15 protein-coding genes are annotated in these 18690 nt (G+C 70.2%); 8 read left to right on the forward strand and 7 right to left on the reverse strand.

The window, feature by feature from the left end; translation table 11 throughout:
• Positions 1-102: 102 nt before the first annotated feature.
• Positions 103-750, forward strand: coding sequence for a DJ-1/PfpI family protein (locus tag ASG52_RS01010; RefSeq protein WP_056238355.1), 648 nt, complete (start codon positions 103-105; stop codon positions 748-750).
• Positions 747-1280, forward strand: coding sequence for a GNAT family N-acetyltransferase (locus ASG52_RS01015; RefSeq protein WP_056237773.1), 534 nt, complete (start codon positions 747-749; stop codon positions 1278-1280). Before ASG52_RS01010 ends, ASG52_RS01015 begins: the two co-directional genes overlap by 4 nt.
• Positions 1281-1317: 37 nt before the next feature.
• On the opposite strand, the gene ASG52_RS01020 is transcribed toward ASG52_RS01015, so the two are convergent.
• Together ASG52_RS01020 and ASG52_RS01025 are read right to left on the reverse strand one after the other, a co-directional pair.
• A complete protein-coding gene (locus ASG52_RS01020) occupies positions 1318-2181 on the reverse strand; it encodes an NAD-dependent epimerase/dehydratase family protein (RefSeq protein ID WP_056237775.1) in 864 nt (287 codons plus the stop codon).
• 49 nt (positions 2182-2230) lie between these two features.
• A complete protein-coding gene (locus ASG52_RS01025; RefSeq protein ID WP_056237776.1) occupies positions 2231-3700 on the reverse strand; it encodes an NCS1 family nucleobase:cation symporter-1 in 1470 nt (489 codons plus the stop codon).
• 315 nt (positions 3701-4015) lie between these two features.
• On the opposite strand from ASG52_RS01025, the gene ASG52_RS01030 reads away from it, so the two are divergent.
• Complete coding sequence (locus tag ASG52_RS01030) at positions 4016-5506, forward strand: amino acid permease (RefSeq protein WP_056237778.1); 1491 nt, start codon at positions 4016-4018, stop codon at positions 5504-5506.
• Between the two features lie 57 nt (positions 5507-5563).
• Here ASG52_RS01030 and ASG52_RS01035 read toward each other — a convergent pair whose 3' ends face one another.
• From ASG52_RS01035 to ASG52_RS01050, 4 genes are all read right to left on the reverse strand, one after another.
• Positions 5564-5794 (reverse strand): hypothetical protein, encoded by a 231-nt coding sequence (locus tag ASG52_RS01035; RefSeq protein ID WP_156383741.1) that lies wholly within the window; start codon positions 5792-5794, stop codon positions 5564-5566.
• A gap of 41 nt (positions 5795-5835) precedes the next feature.
• Complete coding sequence (locus ASG52_RS01040) at positions 5836-6741, reverse strand: MBL fold metallo-hydrolase (protein WP_056237784.1); 906 nt, start codon at positions 6739-6741, stop codon at positions 5836-5838.
• 187 nt (positions 6742-6928) lie between these two features.
• On the reverse strand, positions 6929-8125 hold the full coding sequence (locus ASG52_RS01045) for a L,D-transpeptidase family protein (RefSeq protein ID WP_056237788.1): 1197 nt from the start codon (positions 8123-8125) through the stop codon (positions 6929-6931).
• A gap of 103 nt (positions 8126-8228) precedes the next feature.
• Positions 8229-10829: an ATP-binding cassette domain-containing protein gene (locus ASG52_RS01050; RefSeq protein WP_056237790.1), complete on the reverse strand. Its 2601-nt coding sequence runs from the start codon at positions 10827-10829 to the stop codon at positions 8229-8231.
• 302 nt (positions 10830-11131) lie between these two features.
• On the opposite strand from ASG52_RS01050, the gene ASG52_RS01055 reads away from it, so the two are divergent.
• The 5 genes from ASG52_RS01055 (at position 11132) to ASG52_RS26800 (ending at position 17708) form a co-directional block, all read left to right on the forward strand.
• Positions 11132-12868 carry a DUF3341 domain-containing protein gene (locus tag ASG52_RS01055; protein ID WP_286158903.1) on the forward strand — a complete coding sequence of 579 codons (1737 nt, stop codon included), beginning with the start codon at positions 11132-11134 and terminating at the stop codon, positions 12866-12868.
• A complete protein-coding gene (locus tag ASG52_RS01060; RefSeq protein WP_056237796.1) occupies positions 12865-14028 on the forward strand; it encodes a hypothetical protein in 1164 nt (387 codons plus the stop codon). Before ASG52_RS01055 ends, ASG52_RS01060 begins: the two co-directional genes overlap by 4 nt.
• A 105-nt stretch (positions 14029-14133) precedes the next feature.
• Positions 14134-14907 carry a class II glutamine amidotransferase gene (locus tag ASG52_RS01065; protein ID WP_056237800.1) on the forward strand — a complete coding sequence of 258 codons (774 nt, stop codon included), beginning with the start codon at positions 14134-14136 and terminating at the stop codon, positions 14905-14907.
• Positions 14908-15204: 297 nt separating this feature from the next.
• Positions 15205-15939 (forward strand): sigma-70 family RNA polymerase sigma factor, encoded by a 735-nt coding sequence (locus ASG52_RS01070; RefSeq protein ID WP_056237801.1) that lies wholly within the window; start codon positions 15205-15207, stop codon positions 15937-15939.
• Between the two features lie 218 nt (positions 15940-16157).
• Positions 16158-17708 (forward strand): calcium-binding protein, encoded by a 1551-nt coding sequence (locus ASG52_RS26800; RefSeq protein ID WP_156383742.1) that lies wholly within the window; start codon positions 16158-16160, stop codon positions 17706-17708.
• Between the two features lie 161 nt (positions 17709-17869).
• Here the strand turns inward: ASG52_RS26800 and ASG52_RS01080 are convergent, their stop codons facing one another.
• Positions 17870-18394: a Ros/MucR family transcriptional regulator gene (locus ASG52_RS01080; RefSeq protein ID WP_056237806.1), complete on the reverse strand. Its 525-nt coding sequence runs from the start codon at positions 18392-18394 to the stop codon at positions 17870-17872.
• Positions 18395-18690: the final 296 nt, after the last annotated feature.

The following is an 18690-nucleotide window of genomic DNA, read 5'->3' on the forward strand; positions in this document are numbered from 1 at the left end:
GCCTTCACTGCGGCGGCGCTCGCGGCCGCACTCGCCCTGCCGCAGCGGGCCGCCGCCCTCAGCGAGCCCACAGGTCGCTCGGACACTCCAAAAAAAATCGCGATCCTGCTCTATCCGGGCATGACGGCGCTGGACGTGGTCGGCCCCCAAAATATGCTCGCGGGCCTCGGGCCCATCGCGCTGGTGGCCGCCCGCACCGGGCCGGTCATGAGCGACACCGGCCTGTCGCTCGTCGCGACCCACGATTTCGGATCTTGTGCCCGCGACCTCGACATCCTCCTCGTCCCCGGCGGCGACGGCACGCCCGCGCAGATGCGCGATGCCGCCACCCTCGCCTTCCTCGAAGACCGGGCGCAGCGCGCGACCTGGGTCACCAGCGTCTGCACCGGATCGCTGATCCTGGGTGCGGCGGGCCTGCTGCGGGGCTACCGCGCCACCTCGCACTGGTGCGTGCGCGACGCGGTACTGCCGCTGCTCGGCGCCGAGCCGGTCGCCGAGCGCGTCGTGTTCGACCGCAACCGCGTCACCGCGGCGGGCGTCTCCGCCGGCCTCGACTTCGCCCTGGCGCTGGCCGCCCGCCTGCGCGGGGACGCTTACGCGAAGACCGCCCAGCTCGTGGCGGAATACGCACCGCAGCCGCCGTTCACGGCGGGGACGCCCGCTTCCGCCGGCGTCGAGACGACGCGGGCGGCGGAAACGATTCTGGCGGAGCTTGTGGCGGGTGCGCGGGCGGCCGCATCGGGGCGATGACGCTCCGCAGGGTGAACGCCATGGCCCGCGGCCCGCTCTGCCTCGTGCGCGCATCCCCGGACGCGCTGGCCGATATCGGTATCGTCTTCGACGACCTTCGCGCCTATTCGCGCCGTGTCGATGGCACGGAGGATCGAGCGAAGGCGGCTCGCGCATTCATCGCCGCCCGTCCGCCCGGCTGCGACATCCGGGATAAGCATGCCTTCGTCGCCTATCGGCACGGCGTTCCGATCGGCCTGCTGGACATCATCGGCGGCGATCCGCGTTCGGGCACGGCCTTCATCGGCCTCCTGGCCGTGCGGGAGAGCGAGCACGGCGCCGGGCTCGGCCGCGCCCTGTACGCCAGGGCGGAGCTGATCATGCGGCTCCGTCTCAAGGCGCGGACCGCTCGGCTGGCCGTCGTCGAGGCGAACCCCGTGATCGAATTCTGGCGGACGATGGGCTTCCAACTGACGGGCGAGGTGAAGCCCTACGAAGGCGCGGCCGTCCGCTCGCGCTCCCTCTTGATGGAGAAGCCCCTCTGCGGCTGACGAGTCCCGAAAACGCGCCGCGCCCGGCCTTGCCGGCTTACGTCGCGAGGTCGCTCATGGCGGAGCGCTCGTCCAGAAGGTCCGCATAGCCGAGGTGCCGCCGGATCTTCGATGTATCGATCACCAGCGGCTGCGCGAAGTCGAAGGGCGGCGGCACGGGGGGATCGCCGCTGCGCGCGGGCAGACGGGCGAGCCGCTCGCCCATGGTCGGCGTGTGCGCCTCGCCGACGTTGAAGACCGCGTTGCGGGCGGCAGCGTGGCGCGCGGCCGTCGCGATCGCGGCGGACACGTTCCGGACATGGCCGTGCGTCCAGCGCCAATGCGGCACGGCGGCAAAGCCGTGGACGCTCGCGAGGTCGGCGTTGTCCTCGGGGCCGTAGACCTTCGGTAGGCGCAGGATCGTCCAGTCGAGGTCCGCCGCCGCCCGGACGGTGCGCTCGGCCAGAATCTTCTCGTAGTCGTGGGCGTAGGCCCCGATCTGCGCCTCCATCCCCCGATAGGGATAGAGGGCCGAGCGCAGGGGCGCATCCTCCGTCAGCGGAGCCGGTTCCGGCGGCCCAGGCTCGGCCTTCGTCAGCCGGCCGTAGGCGCGGTAGACATCGCTGCTCGACACCAGCACGAGGCGCCCCGCCCGCCCGGAAAACGCTCGGACGGCGGCTTCTGCGTCGGCGGCGCCCATCGCCACCATGTGGACCACGACGTCCCAGTCCCGCCGGACCGCCGCGGGAAACGTCGTGACCGGATAGCCGGCCGTGGGGTCGGTGACGTGCGCGACCGCGGGCAGGATCGGGTTCGCACTCGTGCCCCGGTGCAGCACGGTGACCGCGGTGCCGGCCTCGTGGAGGTGGCGCACCGCGTGCGCGCCGATGAAGCGCGTGCCGCCGATCACGAGAACGTTCATCGTCGTCCGCTCCGTCGCCCCCCACCTGCGCCTCCCGCGAAACGCACCCTCAGATCGTCGCTGGGCGCGTCACGACGGGCGAACCCCGCATCAGCAGCACCTGGAACAAGCCGCCGAGCACGGCGCCGAGCGCCCAGCCCCAGTCGCCGCCGTTCGGGATGTGGCCCAGGGCGCCGAGGACGGAGAGGCCGATGGAGAACAGGCTCGCGCCCGCCAGCGCGATCAGCGCCCGCCGGTTCCAGCCGCCCTCGTAGGTGAGCGAGCCGTTCGGATCCATCGTGTAGAGGTGTTCGAGCACGACCCGCTGCTTCTTCACGATGTAGTAGTCGGCGATCATGATGCCGAACATCGGCCCCAGCACCGCGCCGAACACGCTGACGAAGGCGGTGATCGCCTGCGGGCTCGACACGAAGAGCCACGGGCACACCATCACCGAGAGGATCGAGGTGATCAGGCCGCCGAATTTGAAGTCGATCTTTTCCGGGTAGAGGTTGGCGATGTCGTAGGCGGGCGAGACGAAGTTCGCCACGATATTGATCCCCATCGTCGCGACGATGAAGGTGATCGAGCCGAGCGCCACGACCCACGGATTGCCGATCCGCTCGACGATCTCGACCGGGTCCATGATCGCCTTGCCGAACACCTGCACCGTGCCGGCGGTGACGATCACCGTGATGATGGCGAACACGATGAAGTTCACCGGCAATCCGAGGAAGTTGCCGACCGTCATCGCCCGCTCGTCCCGGGCGAAGCGGGCGAAGTCGCCGAAGTTCAGCAGCAGCGCGGCGAAATAGGCGATGATCAGCATCGCCGCGTTGAGGATGTGCCACAGCGTCGAGCCCTCGGCGGCTGGCGCCAGCTGCAGCGACAGGCTGAAGGTGCCGGTCTTTGAAAGAATCCAGATCGCGAGGGCAAACATCACGAGGTAGACGACCGGGCCGCATAAATCGATGAACCTGCGGATCGTCTCCATGCCGTTGAGGAAAATCAGCAGCTGGAACAGCCACATGAACAGGAAGCTGAACCAGCCGAGCGGCGACAGGCCGAAAAGACTGCCGTGGGTGTAGACCTCGGCCGCCGGCCAGAAGGTGAGGATCAGCACCTGCACCGCCTTGGAGGCGAAGTAGGTCTGGACGCCGTACCAGACGATCCCGACGATGCCGCGCAGGATCGCGGCGAGGTTGGCGCCCATGACGCCGAACGACATCCGCGCGACCACGGGAAACGGCGTGCCGTATCGGAGCGAGGGCCGGCCGATGAGGTTCATCAACACGTTGACGACGGCGATGCCGACCACCATCGCGGCCAGCACCTCCCAGCCGGTCAGCCCGAGGAAGAACAGGCTGGCGGCAAAGGTGTAGCCGCCGACCGAGTGCACGTCGGACATCCACATCGAGAAGATGCTGAAGGCGCCCCAGGTCCGGCCCTCGGGCGCCGTCGGCGCCAGATCGTGGCTGTAGAGCCTCGGATCCGCCCCGGCCACGGTGAGGACCGGCGACGTCTCGTGAGATCCTGACATGGGCGTCCCCGCTACAGCTTCATCTTGCTTGGCAACTCATATGCCAAGACGAGGCCGGCGATAAATTCCCTGACGCGGCGGCGCGAAGGCGGATTTTTTGCACCAAGTCTGGTCGATCGGCGGGATTTATTCGATCAAATCCTCGCGAGGCCGCGATCGGCTGGGCCGGCAGGCGGTGACGGGCCGGCCCGCTCCTTGCACGTCGAAATTACGCCAGCCCGTTGCCAGGACGACGGTTTCGGGATTGATCTCGATTGCGAGAGAACCAGATCGGATCACGGCAAAGGTTCCATCCAGCGGGAGTGACGGACCGACATGGCGTCAGGCTTGGCGAGCGACCTGTTTCGGATCAAGACGCTGGAGCGGCTGAACGCCGACGCGGAGGCCGGCGACGACAAGCTGGAGCGGCATCTCGGGCCGTGGAGCCTGATCGGGCTCGGCATCGGCGCGGTGATCGGGGCCGGGCTCTTTTCGCTCACCGGCATCGCGGCGGCCGAGCATGCGGGGCCGGCGGTCGTCGTCTCCTTCGCCATCGCGGCGATCGCCTGTGCGTTCGCCGGCATGTGCTACTCGGAGCTCGCCGGCATGATCCCGGTGGCGGGCTCGGCCTACACCTACGCCTACGCCACCATGGGCGAGTTCATCGCCTGGATCATCGGCTGGGACCTCGTGCTCGAATACGCGGTCGGCGCCGCCACCGTCTCGGTGAGCTGGTCGCGCTACGTCACGCGCTTCCTCACCGACACGGTGGGCGTCACCCTGCCGGGCTCCCTGGTCCACTCGCCGTTCGAGACCTACCAGCTCGCCGACGGCAGCATGGCCAACGGCCTCGTCAACCTGCCCGCGATCTTCATCATCGTGGCGGCGTCCGCCCTGCTGATGGTCGGCATCCGCGAATCGGCCCGCGTCAACGGCGCGATCGTGCTCGTGAAGATCGTCGTCGTGCTCGTCGTGATCGGGGTGGGCCTGTTCTACATCAAGGCGCAGAACTACGACCCCTTCCTGCCGGCCAACACCGGCACCTTCGGCGAGTACGGCTGGAGCGGCGTGATGCGGGCCGCGGGCGTCGTCTTCTTCGCCTATGTCGGGTTCGATGCGGTCTCGACCGCGGCGCAGGAGGCCAAGAACCCCCAGCGCAACATGATGATCGGCATCCTCGGCTCGCTGTTCATCTGCACGATCCTCTATATCGCCTTCGCGGGCGTGCTGACCGGCCTCGTCCACTACGACGCCATGAAGGGCGACGCGGCGCCGGTGAACACGGCGATCGCCCAGACGCCGTTCCCGTGGCTCAAGGGCCTCGTCACCTTCGGCGTGATCTGCGGCTTCTCGACCGTGATCCTCGTGCTGCTGCTCGGCCAGAGCCGGGTGTTCTACACCATGAGCCAGGACCGGCTGCTGCCGGGCTTCTTCTCGGCGATCCACCCGAAATGGAAGACGCCCTACCGCTCGAACCTGTTCTTCATGGTGTTCACGAGCGCGCTCGGCGGCTTCCTGCCGATCTCCCAGCTCGGCCACATGACCAGCATCGGCACGCTCTTGGCCTTCATCCTCGTCTGCATCGGCGTCGTCATCCTGCGCCGGACCCAGCCCGACGCGCCGCGCGCCTACCGCACCCCGCTGGTGCCGCTGGTGCCGATCCTCGGCGTGGTGTCCTGCGCCGCCATGATGGTGTCGCTCGACGGCGAGACCTGGCTGCGCCTGCTGATCTGGCTCGCCATCGGTCTGGTGATCTACTTCGCCTGGAGCCGCAGCCACAGCCGCATCGGGCGCGAGGAGGGGGATCGGGTCACGACGGCGATGTGAGGTTTTCGGCGCGGGCCGATACGGTCCGAGGCGGCTTCCGTTCGGTCGCCGACGCGATCAGTCGTGATCGATGATGACGTCCAGATTGTGCGCCGTGACGGTCACGACAGCGTCGAATGGGTCTACGACATCGACGGTGTAGGCCTCGCCGCCCTTCAGGATATCCACGACCGTGCCGGAAGCGCCGGCCGGAACGCACTGGCCGTCCCAAGAGATCTGATCTGTGCGCAAGGCGACGACGCCGAAGAGGTCAAGCACTCTTCCATCGCGGCGAACCGGTTTGGTCATCGCGAAAGGTTAACTCGACGAGGGCGCGTCGGCAAAAACCCTCAAGCCCGGCGCGCCACGGCCCTTACCGGCGGCTCGGCCAGCGCCACCAGCGGGCGGCCGACTTCGATCGACTGGCGCTCGCGGGCGATGAAGGCGGTGGGCATCTCGGCCTGCATCTCGGCCTCGACGACGCGCAGCTGCGCGTCGGAATGGCAGGGATGGAGGTGGATGATGGCGAGCGCCTTGGCGCGGGCGGCCTTGGCCAGCTCCACGCCCTTCTGCCACGTGGAATGGCCCCAGCCCTTGCAGCAGGGGTACTCACCCTCGGTGAACATGCCGTCGTAGACGATCAGGTCGGCGCCCTCGACGAAGTGAAGGAGCGCCGGATCGGGCCAATTGGCGCCGTGCTCGATATCGCTGATGACGCAGAGCCGCTTGCCCGCGTGGTCGAAGCGGAAGCCCGTCGAGCCCTGGGGATGGTCGAGCAGGATCGTGTCGACCTTTGAGCCGTCGGCGAAGGTCAGCGGCTCGCCCGCCCGAAACCCGTGATGGCGGAAGGTGCAGGGCAGGATGTCGAGGGTGACGGGAAAGAGCGGCGGCGAAAACAGCCGGTCGAGGGAGGCCTGGGCGCTCTCGCCGTCGAGATTCCCGCAATAGGTGTGGATGGTGCGCTCCGCATCGAGCACGGCGGGCTTGAAGAAGGGCAGGCCGGCGCTGTGATCGAGATGGAGATGGCTGAACAGCAGGTCGATCTCTTTCGGCAGCTCGTCGCGGCAGCCGCGGCCGAAGGCGCCGAGGCCGGAGCCCGCGTCGATCACGAACAGCCGCTCGCCGCAGCGGACTTCGAGGCACGGCGTGTTGCCGCCGAACTCGGCCGTCTCCGGGCCGCTCGTGGGCGTCGAACCGCGTACGCCCCAGAAGCGCAAGGTCAGGGTGTCGTCCTTGGCCGGACTCGTCAGGGTCATGGGTCGCTACCGTTGCCCGGGCGTGCCCCCGAGCCTTCCACAGTGACAGCGCCGCCGCACGCATCCGCTTGACGATCCGCGGCGGTCCTTCGGCCTTCTCTTCGGCCGGAGTGTACCGCGTTGAGATGGGCGGCGGCCATGCGGGTGCGTGTGCGAGCCCGCACACGGCGTTTTGATCTGTGTAAAGTCAGCGCTGCGCCACGCGCTCGACCGTCGGTTGCGGGTCGGCGAAGGCGGGCGGGGCGAGGCCGTCGTCGAGGGCGGCCCGCAGGAGGCGCGGCAGGGTCTCTTCGTAGCGGCGCGTGGCGGCGAACAGCGGTGTCCGTCCGCCCTCGAACGGCGCCCGGTAGGCGGCGCGAACCGGATAGAACGGCGTGCCCGGCCCGATCACCGCGGCCCACAGGCTCTCCGGCATCGCGGCGGGCGGCGCCGGCTTGCGGCGGGCGGCGATCAGCACGACCTCCTGGCCGGCATAGGCCAAGGCCTCGGGCCGGCTGATGTCGCCGACGGGAAAGCCCTGGCTGATGCGGTGTGCCCAGAAGGCGTGCTGGCCGCCATCGGAATAGGTGGTGCGCACGGCTGCCGCCCCCTCCTCCGCGAGCTCAGTGATGCGCTCGTTCTCGCTCCGGTGCAGAGCCTGCGCGGCGGCCTCCTTGGCCGGGTCCCTCAAAGGCTGGAACGCGTAGCGCCCGGCCGCGACGCCGACGACCGGCTCCTCGCCGGTGGCCTCGAATCGGTCGGAGCCTTCCTTCAACTGGCGCCAGAAGCCGATGTTCGGATCGGTGCGGTGGCGGGCCATGTTGGCGGCCGTCATCCGGAACGGAAAGGCCTGGAACTGGAACGCCGTCTGCCCGCCGGCGAAGGCCTCGCGGGCGACGGCGAACAGCTCGCCCGCGACCTGATCCGTCATGGCGAAGCACCCCATCGACGAGCAGATGCCGTGCACCATGATCGCCGAGCCGGTGGCGCCGTGCGCCCGGTCGTAGGCGTTGGGATAGCCGATGTCGAAGGAGAGGTAGTAGCGCGAGTTCGGGTTCATCTGGCTCTTGGCCACCGTGTAGAACCCCTCCGGCACCTGCCGGTCGCCGTTCTTCGTTTTGGGCCCGAGCTGCCCCGACCAGCGGCAGATCGGGTAGGTCTTGATCGGCACGTAGCGCCCGGCGGCGTTGCGCTTCCACAGCTCGATCTCGGAGTCGCGCTTGTAGGCCCGCAGCAGGATCGGCGCCGCGGCATTCGTGCCCTTGGCGGCCATCAGCGCCAGGGTGGCGGCGGGGATCGGCTGGCTCGCCTTGTCGGCACGGGCCGGGGCCGCGACGGCGCAAAGCGCGAGGAGCGCCAGCAGGAAGCGGCGGAGAAGGGCAGCGGGCGCGTCGGGGAGGAGCATGCACCGTCTCGATCGAGACCGGCAGGGATAGGCCGGCACCGCCCGCGGCGGCACGATGGCGTGATCTGCCCAAGGTTTGAGGCGGATTTGCGGGGGCGGACGCTCAATGCGCGGGTTCGGGGAGCCGCACACCGTCGATGCCCGTCACCGTATTGCGCTCCACCCGGATCACCGCGTCGAACGGAGCCTGACGGCGGAGCGTCGCCTCGTCGGGCAGGCAGACGATCAGGCCGGCGCCCGCGCGGACGGCGCGCAGGCGACTGACGCGGGCGGTGACCTCGTCGGGCTTGCGCTCGTCCAGCGTCGAGCCGACGACGAGGATGTCGGGGCGGCGCACGAGGCAGCGCACGAACTCGATCGCCACCCGCTCGCGCGGGCCGATGGCGCCCTCCCCCAGCAGTGCGCGCTGGCCCGGTGCCGTGCCCGCGGTGCCGGCGGCGATGCGGGTGGCGAGCCCAAGGCGATAGACGGTCGGCTCCAGCCCCTGCTCGGCGAGCACCCGGCGCACCAGGGCGCGCACCCGCGCCTCGGCCCCGGCTTCGCCTTGGGTGATGCGGCCGAACAGCAGGTTTTCCTCCAAGCTCGCGGCGGCGGTGAGCCGGGCCGGATCGTAGAACTCGACCTTCTCGCGGTAGCGCGGGGGGAGGAGCGCGGCGAAGCTGTGGCGGGCGGCGACGAGGCGCTCTTCCAGCGCGGCGTCGATCAGGCCGAAGCGGTGGCGGGTCTCGTTGTAGCGGAGCGCCAGCCCGATCAGCCGCTCGCGGTCGCGCTGCCCGGCGGGGCCGCGGCGGAAGGCGCGGGCCTCCGGCTGGCGGGCGACGAGATCCTCGAAATAGCCGCGCTCGTCCGCCGGGAACAGCGAGAAGGTCTCGAACAGCGGATGGCCGTCGGGCAAGTCCGAAAAGATTTCGACGGTGGAGCGGGCGACCTGAAGCCCGACCTCGACCAGCGTCCGGGTCAGGTCTTCCGCTTCCAGCACGGCGCGGAGATAAGGGTGGGCGGCGAGCCGCGCGGGCGAGAAGGCCGGGCCGACCGCCTCGCCGAACAGCAGGTTCTCGCCGAGATCGGCCTGATGGTTGTAGCGGGCGGGGTCGAACGGCTCGACCAGCCGCTCCATGCCCTGCGCGGCCAGAGCCTCGCGCACGGCCCGGCGGGCGGCGACCACGGCGTCGGCGGTGGCGGGGTCGTCTTCCGGATCGACCGAGGCTTCGAGGCCCCGCTCGTAGACGAAGGCATCGAGCCCGGTGAGCTTGAGGATGGCGATGCGCTCGGCGATGCCCGACGCCTCGCGGTCGCCGCTGCGGGCGCCGTAGAGCAGGTTCTGGCGCAAAGTCCCCTCGATCAGGATGGCTTCCGCGCCGGCCAGCGCGATGCGCCGCGCCCGCTCGGCGGGGTCGAAGGTGCGCAAAGGCGTGCCGCCATAGGTGAGCGCGCCCGCGGTCGGCTCGATCTGGCCGGCGAGGAGCGCCGCGAGCGCCCGCACGCCGCTGCCGCGCGGGCCCACGAGGGCGATGTGGGCCGGCATCGGCAGGGTGAGATCGACGCCGGTCAGCCGCTCGCCGCTCGCCGGATCGTAGGCGCCGACGCCCTTGGCCGCGAGCACGCCTGCGGGCGGAAACGGCGAAAAATCCCGCGCCGCGCCGGCCTGCCTCGGCTCCAGCGCCTCGAAGATGGCGGCGATGTCGCGAAACAGCGGGGCGACGGCCCGGCGCTCGCTCAACAGCCGCAGGCAGGCCGAGACGAGCAGCGCGGCGAGGCCGAAGGCGCCCGCCGCCGCGGCGAGCGCGCCGGGCAGTACGTTGTCGGCCTCGGTCGCCGCCTCGCCCTGCCACAGGGCGGTGGCGATGAGGAGCGCGGGCAGGATCACCACCAGCGCGAGCGCCGGGGCGCGGGCATAGGCGAGCCGGGCTTCCGCCCGCACCAGGGCCGAGCGGGCGGCGCGTGCGCGAAGCCCCAGGCGGCGGCGCTCAAACGCCGCCGCGCCGTGGGCGCGCACGGCGGGCATGCGGCGGATCAGGTCGCGCAGGCCCGCTTCGGTCGCGGCGGTGTCGTCGCGGCGCAGGCGTCCGCGGGCGGCGGCGCGGCCGAGCAGCAGCGCGCGGGCGAGACCCGTGGCGACGAGGAGCAGCGCGACCACCGGCACGAGCCGGGGCGCGGCGAGTTCGGCCATCACCAGCGCCAGCAGGACCGCCGTGATCGTCAGCCCCGGCAGGACGATGCCGACCGCCGAGACCATCCCCATCCGGGCGAGCGCCCGGCCGACCAGTGCCGGCAGCGCCCGCAGGTCTTCTCGCGCCCCCGGCGGCGAGGCGAGGATCGCTTCCCGCGCCCGCGTCCGGAGGCGAGCGGTCGCCCGCGCCTGGACCGAGAAGCACAGCAGCGCCACGACGCCGCCGAGCGCGGCGAGCGCCCCGGCGGCGACGCTGAGTGCCGAGAGCGCCATCAGCGGCAATTCGGACGGCGGCAGGCTCCAGCCGGCAAACAGCACCGGCGCCTCGTTCAGGTGATGGCCCGGCAGCGGCAGGGCGATGCGCAGGAACGGCAGCGCGTCGGGGCTCGACCGGGTGAGCACGGCGATGAGGTCGCGCAGGCAGACCAGCACGAACAGCGCGAGCGGGCTCCCGAGGCCGACCGCGAGCCCGAGCGCCGCCGCGTGGCGCCGCGGCGAGGAAGCCCAGGCGAACAGGATCGGGTCACGCTGCATGAGCGAGCCTTGAGGCGAGGCCGTACGCGGTGGTTCGATGAGGCATCGGCGGCTCGCGCGGCGATTTCAGACGGACGGCGAAGGCGGCGCCCTGCCCTCTTCGCATGGATCGGCGGCGAGGCAAGCCCGGTGCGCCGGACGGCCCCATTGCATTCGGACATGGCGGTTGCTCTTTGAGGTGCGCCGGGACACATCCCGCGGCGGGTCGCCGGCCCGATTCCGCCTATCGTCGTCCATTGAAGAAGAGGTCCGGTCCGGCGGTCATGACGCGGCGTCCGCCCTTCCCTCCCCCGGCTGCGGGTTTGGCCCGCTCGGCCGACGAGCGCCTGCTCGGCCCCCCGGTCGTGTCGCCCACCGTCACCGTGGCGGGGATCGGCGCGGCCGCCGCCCGCGCCGTGCTGGCGCCCGCAGGGTCCGCCCGGCGGCTCGCGCAGATTGCCCTGCCCGTCGCCCTCCTCGGCTGGCTCGTGTTCGCTCCGATGCGTCCGCCCTTCTCTGCGGCCGGGTTCGGCTGGTGGGCGGGGCTCGCCTCCGGCTGCCTGACCATCTCCGGGCTGCTGCTGCTCGCCCGCGTCGATTGGCGCTGCGGCATCGGCCGGCTCGCCCAGACCGCGGCGCTTTCGGCCTGCCTCGTCGCGCTGCTCCACCCCGCCCCCGGCGACCGGACCGCGCTGATCGCGCTCACGATCTGCGCGCTGGGCCTGTGGGCGGCGGCCCTCGTGCCCGACCTCGCGGACCTCCGCGACCGTCCGGAGATGCTCCCCTGGCGATCCCGCCTCTACCGCCTCGCCGCGCTCCGGTGGCACGGTTCCGCCCGGCAATGGCTCGCCTGGGAGCGGGCCTGCCGGGCGCTGGCGCTCGCCGGCCTGCTCGCGGCCTTCGCGCTCCAGACCGACCTCGCCCTGACGCTCGCAGGTCTCGGCGACCGCTCCGACACCCTGCTGCCGGTGGTCCTCGTGGTCGGCGCGGTGCTGTCGGGGGCGGGGCTGATCGCGGCGCTCGCCGCCGCCCTGCGCCGCCAGCCGGGCTTCGACGGCTTCGTCACCGGGCGCCATCTCGACATCCTCGGGCGCCTGATCTTGGCGCTGGGGCTGGCCGGGCTCTACTGCCACGTCACTGAAGCCGTGGTCGCCGGGCTCTACGGCTCACCGCTCGAGCGCGCCGCCCTGGTCGAGCGGCTGAGCGGGGCCGGGGCGCCGGCCTTCTGGACGCTGATGGGTGTCGGCCTGCTGCCGACCCAGGCGCTCTGGGTCGGCCCGGCGCGGCGCAGCCCGGTGACGCTCGGCCTCGTCGGCACGCTCGTCGCGCTCGGCGCCGGGGCCGGCCACGTCCTGCTCGTGCCGCCGCCCGCGACGGGCTACGCGGCTGCCCTGCTCGCCGAAATCGCCGGGCCCGCCGCCCTTTTCGGGCTGGCCCTGATCGCCGCCTTCCGCCTCGTGCCCGCGGTCTCCGTCGCCGAGATGCGCGGGCTCGCCCTCTTGCACAACCGCCGCCCCATCGCCCTCCCCGGGGAAGCCGCCGGCCCTCCGCCGCGCGCCGGGCTCGCCGCCGCCTTCGCCTCCGAGGCCGGCTTGGTCGAGGCCCTGCGCGGCCTCGGCACGCTCGACGCCGTCCCCCTCGAAGCCCACGGCCCCGCACCGATGCCCGAGGCCGCCGCCGCGCTGCGCCGCGACGAGCGGGCGGTCCGCGAGGCCGCGCTGGTCGGCGGTGCGCTCGCGGGTCTCGCCTTCCTCGCCGCTCAGACTTTGCAGGCGCCGGGCGGCCTAGGCGAGATTCCCGCCCTCGCCTGGGCGCGGCTCGCGATTCCCGCGCTCGCCGCCGCGGCGGCGGGCGCTGCCCTCGGAGCCGGCGCGGCGCTGGCGAGGCACCTGCGCCGCCCCACCTCCGCGCCGCCGCCGGACTGGCGCGAGGTCTTCGTCCTCACCCTCGTCCCCGGCACGGACAACCCTTCCGCGGGTGCGCTAGCCCGGCGCCTGTCGGCCCTGCCGGAGAAGGCCGGGCGGCCGCTGGCTCTGCGCCGGGCGGAGCCCGTGTCATGAGCGTCGATGAGCGCGGCGCCGCCGCCCGCAAGGCGCTCGGCGCCAAGACCGCCGCCGGCTACTTCCTCGATCCGGCCCGGCGCCCGCTCGCCGCCTTCGTCGTCGGCGCCGCCTGCCTCACGCTCGTCGCGTGGCTCGACGGGCTGGCGCGGCTCGCCCCGTCCTATCTCGCCGCCTGGACCTGCCTGCTCGCCCTGCCGGCGGGCGCACTCCCCGTCGCCATCATGATCGAGCGGGCCGATGCGTGGCGCCCGCAGCCCGAGACCGCCCTGCTGGAGACCCTGCGCGGCCTGCTCGCCCTGATGCCGGTGGCGGCCTTGCTCGCCCTGCCAATTCCGTTCCTCGCCCCCCTGCTCTATCCCTGGACGCAAGGAACAGTGCCCGACACGCCGTTTGCCGCCCTGTGGTTCTCAGGCGCCGCCTTCGCGGTCCGGCTCGCCGTCTACTTCGCCCTCTGGATCGGGCTGGCGCTGCTGTTCGCCCGGCGCGGCGGGGAGCCCTGGGGCAAGGCCGGGCGGATCGACGACGGGCGGGCGGTGCTCGGGCTCGGCCTCCACACCGTGGTGGGCACGCTGGCCGCCGACGACCTCGTCATGGCGGTGGACGGGCGCTTCCACGCCGCCGCCTTCGGCCTGCTCGCCATGGCGGCGTGGTCGAGCCTCGCGCTGGCCGCCGCGGTTCTGATCGCCCCGCCCGACATCGGCCCGGCCCGTCGCCGCCATGACCGGATGACGCCGCTCGCCGTGCTGCTTCTCGTCTCGGCGGGCCTGCATGCGGTGCAGTTCCTGATGCTGGGATCCGATCCCGCGGCGGCGTCGTGGTACGGCGTCCGCGGCGGCTCGGCGGGCCGCGCCCTCATGCTCGTCTCCGGCCTCCTCGTGGCGCTCGCCGCCGCGCTCACCCTGCGGCCGGGCGAGAACCGCACCCGGTTCGTCGCGGCCTTCGTCGTGGCGGCGCATCTGGCCGAGATGGCGTGGTTCGTCACGCCGTCCTTCGCCGGCAAATTCCGCATCGGCATGACCGATCTGCTGGCGCTGGCGGGCGTCGCCGGGCTCGCGATGGGGCTGACGCCGCCGCTGCGGCGCCTGTTTCCGGGGCTCGCCGTCACCCCCGCCTGGCCCGGCCGCGAGGCCGCCCGGCGCTTCTCCGAGCGGCGTTGAGCGGCTTTTCTCGCGGGAAAACTCTCCCTTTCCGCTTCCGGCGCTCTACACTCGCCCTCCCGTCAGGCATTCCCCGCGCGACACCGAAAAGACGACCCGCGACCCATGTGCGAACTGCTCGGAATGAGCGCGAACGTGCCGACCGACATCCGCTTCTCGTTCGCGGCGCTCGCGAAGCGCGGCGGGGAGACCGGCCCCCACGCCGACGGCTGGGGCATCACCTTCTACGAGGGCCGCGGCTGCCGCGCGTTCCACGATCCCGAGCCGAGCGCCCGCTCGGAACTCGCCAAGCTCCTGCGCCGCTATCCGATCAAGAGCCGCATCGTCGTCGCCCACGTGCGCAAGGCCAACCGCGGCCGCGTCAGCCTGGAGAACACCCACCCGTTCTCCCGCGAATTGTGGGGAAGGCGCTGGACCTTCGCCCATAACGGCCAACTCAAGGGGGTGAAACGGCTGCCGCTGGGCGGCTTCGAGCCGATCGGCACCACCGACAGCGAATACGCCTTCTGCTGGATGCTGTCGCAGTTGCAGGCGCGCTTCCCCAAGGCGCCGCGCCCGGCCCGGCTCGAATCCGTGATCGCCGGGCTCGCCCGCGACCTGTCGGAACTCGGCGTGTTCAACATGCTCCTGTCCGACAGCCGCACCCTCTACGCCCATTGCGGCAAGCGCCTGTGCTACCTCACCCGCCGCGCGCCGTTCGGCACCGCGACCCTGATCGACGAGGATTGGCGGGTCGACTTCGCCCAGGAGACCACGCAGACCGACATCGTCACCGTGATCGCCACCCGTGCGCTCACCCGCGACGAGACCTGGACCGAGCTGTCGCGCGGCGACACCCTGGTGCTCACCGACGGCGACGTGCGGGTCATTGGCGGCTGACGCGCCACATCGCCGGAGAGGTTGGCCGGAGATGTCGCCGGCCGCCTCCACTGCACTTCGCGCCGTCACGACCCTGGCGGGCCGCGCCTCGTCCGATTTGCCGCATCCTCGCCCTGCTTCCCCGGGACCATCTTTTGAAAGGGTGTGGCTTCCACGCCCCAGACTGCGCAAGCGCGGCCGTATTCGGCCACTGCAGGGTGCGCCGGAGCGTCCGATGCGCTACAACTATGTTAAGCCACGCTCGGACCTGCGACCGCCGCCCGAGACTCTCGCCGTTTCAGTGATCGCCAGAGCCCGATGCACAACGACACCGACGCCACCCTGGATCGCCCCGCGATGACCGACGGCCGGCCCAAGCTCTCCGATTCCATCCGCACGCATCTCGGCGACCACCTGCGCACCGTCTACGAGACGCTGGGCGCGGGCGAGGACACGCCGACCCGCTTCTCCGACCTGATCGGCAAGCTCGAAGCCGCCCTCAAGGCGCAGGGCGAGCGGGTCGATCCGGAGTTCCGCAACGGCCTGCTCGCCGCGGTGCCGAGCTTGCGCGCGTTCGCCCTGTCGCTGACCTCGAACCCGGCCCGCTCCGACGACCTCGTGCAGGACACCCTGCTGAAGGGCTGGCAGCACCGCGCCCGGTTCCAGCCGGGCACCAACCTCAACGCATGGCTCTTCACGATCCTGCGCAACATCTTCTACTCGGACCACCGCAAGCGCGTGCGCGAGGTCGAGGATCAGGACGGCTCCTACGCCGCCCGCCTCGCCACCGCCCCGCACCAGGGCGACCGGCTCGACGTGGAAGACCTCCAGACCGCGCTCGCCAAGCTGCCGCCGGACCAGCGCGAGGCGCTGGTGCTGGTCGGCGCCGAGGGCGTCTCCTACGAGGAGGCCGCCACCATCATGGGCTGCAAGGTCGGCACGGTGAAGAGCCGCGTCAGCCGCGCCCGCGGGCGCCTGGCCGAGTTGCTCGGCTACGACGAGGAGGATCTGTCCTCCGACCGGCTCATCCAGTCGGCGATGCCGGACGCCTGAAGCGGCGCTCCAGACGTCCGTTCCGCCCAACCGATGTCGCGCCGGAATCGTACCGGACCGGCAAGTCCTGCATCGATTCTATCCAGGCTTCGGGAACTTCGGACTCCTGTGAGCCGCCGCGTATACACGTCTCATGTATGGCGCCGAGGTTCGTCATTCGATATCGTCGCGAATCGTACGTGCGGCCGTCCGGCTGTTCCGAATTGCGGGGATGACCCATGGCCGTTATCAGCGAAGATGTCTACGCAACCAACAAAGAACATGCTGTAAAATACAACTCTTCTCCCGAATCGATCATCATCAAGCAGGACGTGGTCGTTTTTCTGGCGTCCAGCGGTTCCGACAGTGCTGCTGTCAATGGCGGTCTTCTGAGATTCGCGCGGCTTTATAATTACGGCCACGTGATCGCGCAGCAGGCGAGCGACGGAGTCCTGTTCAACGGAGCCAACTGCTATCTCAACAATTCGACAGGAGGAGAGATTTCCAGCGATATTGTCGCCGTCAAATTCACCGGGCCATTCGGCACGCTAAACAACAGTGGTCATATCAACGGAGGCTACTCTGCTCAGTTTTCAAATGGTGGAGCTATCAATAATTCCGGCTCCATGAGCGGCCAGATTTGGGGTTATGTCAACGGCTTTAGTTTCATTATAAATAATTACGGGACTTGTATCGGCGAAATTTTCGTAACTTCATCGAGCCCAGGTGATAAGTTCGGGACGGCGATTATAAAAAATACCGGAAAAATCGAAGGGAATATCACCTGTGGTCTCAAATCGGTGGGAGAGAACGTCGTAAAAAACGCAGGTACGATCAACGGTGACGTGCAATTGTCCGATACGGCAGACGTCTGCGACAACCGTGGCGGCCATATCATCGGGGATGTGTTTCTGTCCGGCGGAGACGACACGTTCGACAACCGCGGCGGCCGCGTCGACGGCATCGTCACAGGCGGCACCGGCAACGACATCTACATCGTCGACGGTACGCCGCTCGCGATCCGCGAGCGCGCCGGTCAAGGCTCCGACACGATCAAGGCCGCGACGGTCTCGCTCGACCTCGCGAAATACTTCAGCATCGAGAACGCCACCCTGCTCGGCGGTCTCGCCCTCGACGCGACCGGCGACGAGGAAGCGAACACGCTGACCGGCAACCTCGGCGTCAACGTTCTGAAGGGGCTTGCTGGCAACGACAGCTACGTCGTCCAGAACAAGGACGACCGCGTGATCGAAGTCTCGGGCGGCGGCACCGACACGGTGATCGCGACCGTCTCCTACGAACTCACGGCCGGCCAGTCGATCGAGCGGTTCAAGGCCGATACGCTCGTAGGGGCCGTCGATCTGACCGGCAACGCGCTCGGCCAAATCATCGCGGGCAATGCGTCGAGCAACGTCATCGACGGCCGGGGCGGCAACGACACGCTGACCGGCGGCAGTGGCAAGGTGGCGGACACCTTCGTGTTCTCGACGGCGCTCGGCACGGGGAACGTCGATCGGATCACAGACTACTCGGCTGCCGACGACACGATCCAGTTGTCCAAGGCCATCTTCACCGCGCTCTCTGGCGGAGCACTCGCGTCCTCCGCCTTCAAGGATCTGAGCGCGGTGGATGCCAAGGTCGATGCCGACGACCGCATCCTCTACGACAAGGCGATGGGCGCCCTTTTCTACGACGCCGACGGCAGCGGATCGAAGGCGGCGGTACAGTTCGCCATCCTCGACAACAAGGCCGCGATCGCGGCCGCCGATTTCTTCGTCTTCGCGTCGTAGAGGACAATCTCGCGAAGCGCGCAGGGACTTCACGCCCGCGCGCCCAAATCCGGCGTCGTCTGCCCGCCGAGCCGCGGACGGTGCCTTCGTCCCTCACGAGATTCCCGCCGCGCTACGGCATCCGAAGCGGAGACCAGCGGGCGGGAGCCTCTGGCGGCGCGTCAGGCCGCGGCCTTGCGGCGACCGCCGGTCTTGCGGCCCTCGCCCGCGGCCTTGCGCGGGACGGGCGTCTCGGAGACGGCTTCGTCGGCAGCAGCGGTCTTGGGCGCGGGCTTGCGGCGCTGCTGGCCGAGGCCGAGATCCTTGGCGAGCGCCGAGCGGGCCGCCGAGTAGTTCGCCGAGACCGTCGGGTAATCGGCCGGCAGGCCGTAGCGGCGGCGGTAGCCCTCGATGTCGAGGCCGTGCGTGGTTAGGTGGCGCTTGAGCGTCTTGTACGGCTTGCCGTCGATGAAGGAGATCAGCGCGTCCGGCGTGATCGACTTCTTGATCTGGGCGGACGAGGCCTTCTCGATTTCTTCTTCCTGCGGGGCCTGCGGCGCCGACAGGCTGGTCAGGGCGGCATGCACCTGCGTGATCAGGGCCGGAAGCTCGGCCGACGGGAGAGAGTTGTTCGAGACATAGGCCGAGACGAGATCCGCGGCGAGTTCGACACGATCGAGCTGAGACACCTGACTGGCTTCCGACATGCTGCAATTCCTAATTTGCCCCACGATCTTCGAAGTATAAGGATTGCCGCATAGTTCAAGTGGGTTTCAGGGGGTTTTCCCAGGAAGTGACTACCAAAATCGAGAAATCGTGTGGTGCAGCGCCGTCATTCGAGCGATCTGGCCCTCCGCACGGCTCCTTTCGCGCCGTTCATGGTGATCTGGGCAAGCTGAGGCCCGGTCGAGACGGGGTGGCTGACCGGTTGATTCGGGGGCTTCACAGAGGCGTGACGCGCTCAGGTCCACGAGAACCGGTCGAAGCGCGGCTCGTGCGGAGG

Source organism: Methylobacterium sp. Leaf456 (assembly GCF_001425465.1).
Lineage (GTDB): Bacteria > Pseudomonadota > Alphaproteobacteria > Rhizobiales > Beijerinckiaceae > Methylobacterium.

Bases quoted from the DNA above. Each gene is read 5' to 3' on its own strand.
- ASG52_RS01015 (WP_056237773.1), top strand. From the start codon at position 747: ATGACGCTCCGCAGGGTGAACGCCATGGCCCGCGGCCCGCTCTGCCTC.
- ASG52_RS01020 (WP_056237775.1), bottom strand. From the start codon at position 2,181: ATGAACGTTCTCGTGATCGGCGGCACGCGCTTCATCGGCGCGCACGCG.
- ASG52_RS01025 (WP_056237776.1), bottom strand. From the start codon at position 3,700: ATGTCAGGATCTCACGAGACGTCGCCGGTCCTCACCGTGGCCGGGGCG.
- ASG52_RS01030 (WP_056237778.1), top strand. From the start codon at position 4,016: ATGGCGTCAGGCTTGGCGAGCGACCTGTTTCGGATCAAGACGCTGGAG.
- ASG52_RS01035 (WP_156383741.1), bottom strand. From the start codon at position 5,794: ATGACCAAACCGGTTCGCCGCGATGGAAGAGTGCTTGACCTCTTCGGC.
- ASG52_RS01040 (WP_056237784.1), bottom strand. From the start codon at position 6,741: ATGACCCTGACGAGTCCGGCCAAGGACGACACCCTGACCTTGCGCTTC.
- ASG52_RS01045 (WP_056237788.1), bottom strand. From the start codon at position 8,125: ATGCTCCTCCCCGACGCGCCCGCTGCCCTTCTCCGCCGCTTCCTGCTG.
- ASG52_RS01050 (WP_056237790.1), bottom strand. From the start codon at position 10,829: ATGCAGCGTGACCCGATCCTGTTCGCCTGGGCTTCCTCGCCGCGGCGC.
- ASG52_RS01060 (WP_056237796.1), top strand. From the start codon at position 12,865: ATGAGCGTCGATGAGCGCGGCGCCGCCGCCCGCAAGGCGCTCGGCGCC.
- ASG52_RS01065 (WP_056237800.1), top strand. From the start codon at position 14,134: ATGTGCGAACTGCTCGGAATGAGCGCGAACGTGCCGACCGACATCCGC.
- ASG52_RS01070 (WP_056237801.1), top strand. From the start codon at position 15,205: ATGCACAACGACACCGACGCCACCCTGGATCGCCCCGCGATGACCGAC.
- ASG52_RS26800 (WP_156383742.1), top strand. From the start codon at position 16,158: ATGGCCGTTATCAGCGAAGATGTCTACGCAACCAACAAAGAACATGCT.
- ASG52_RS01080 (WP_056237806.1), bottom strand. From the start codon at position 18,394: ATGTCGGAAGCCAGTCAGGTGTCTCAGCTCGATCGTGTCGAACTCGCC.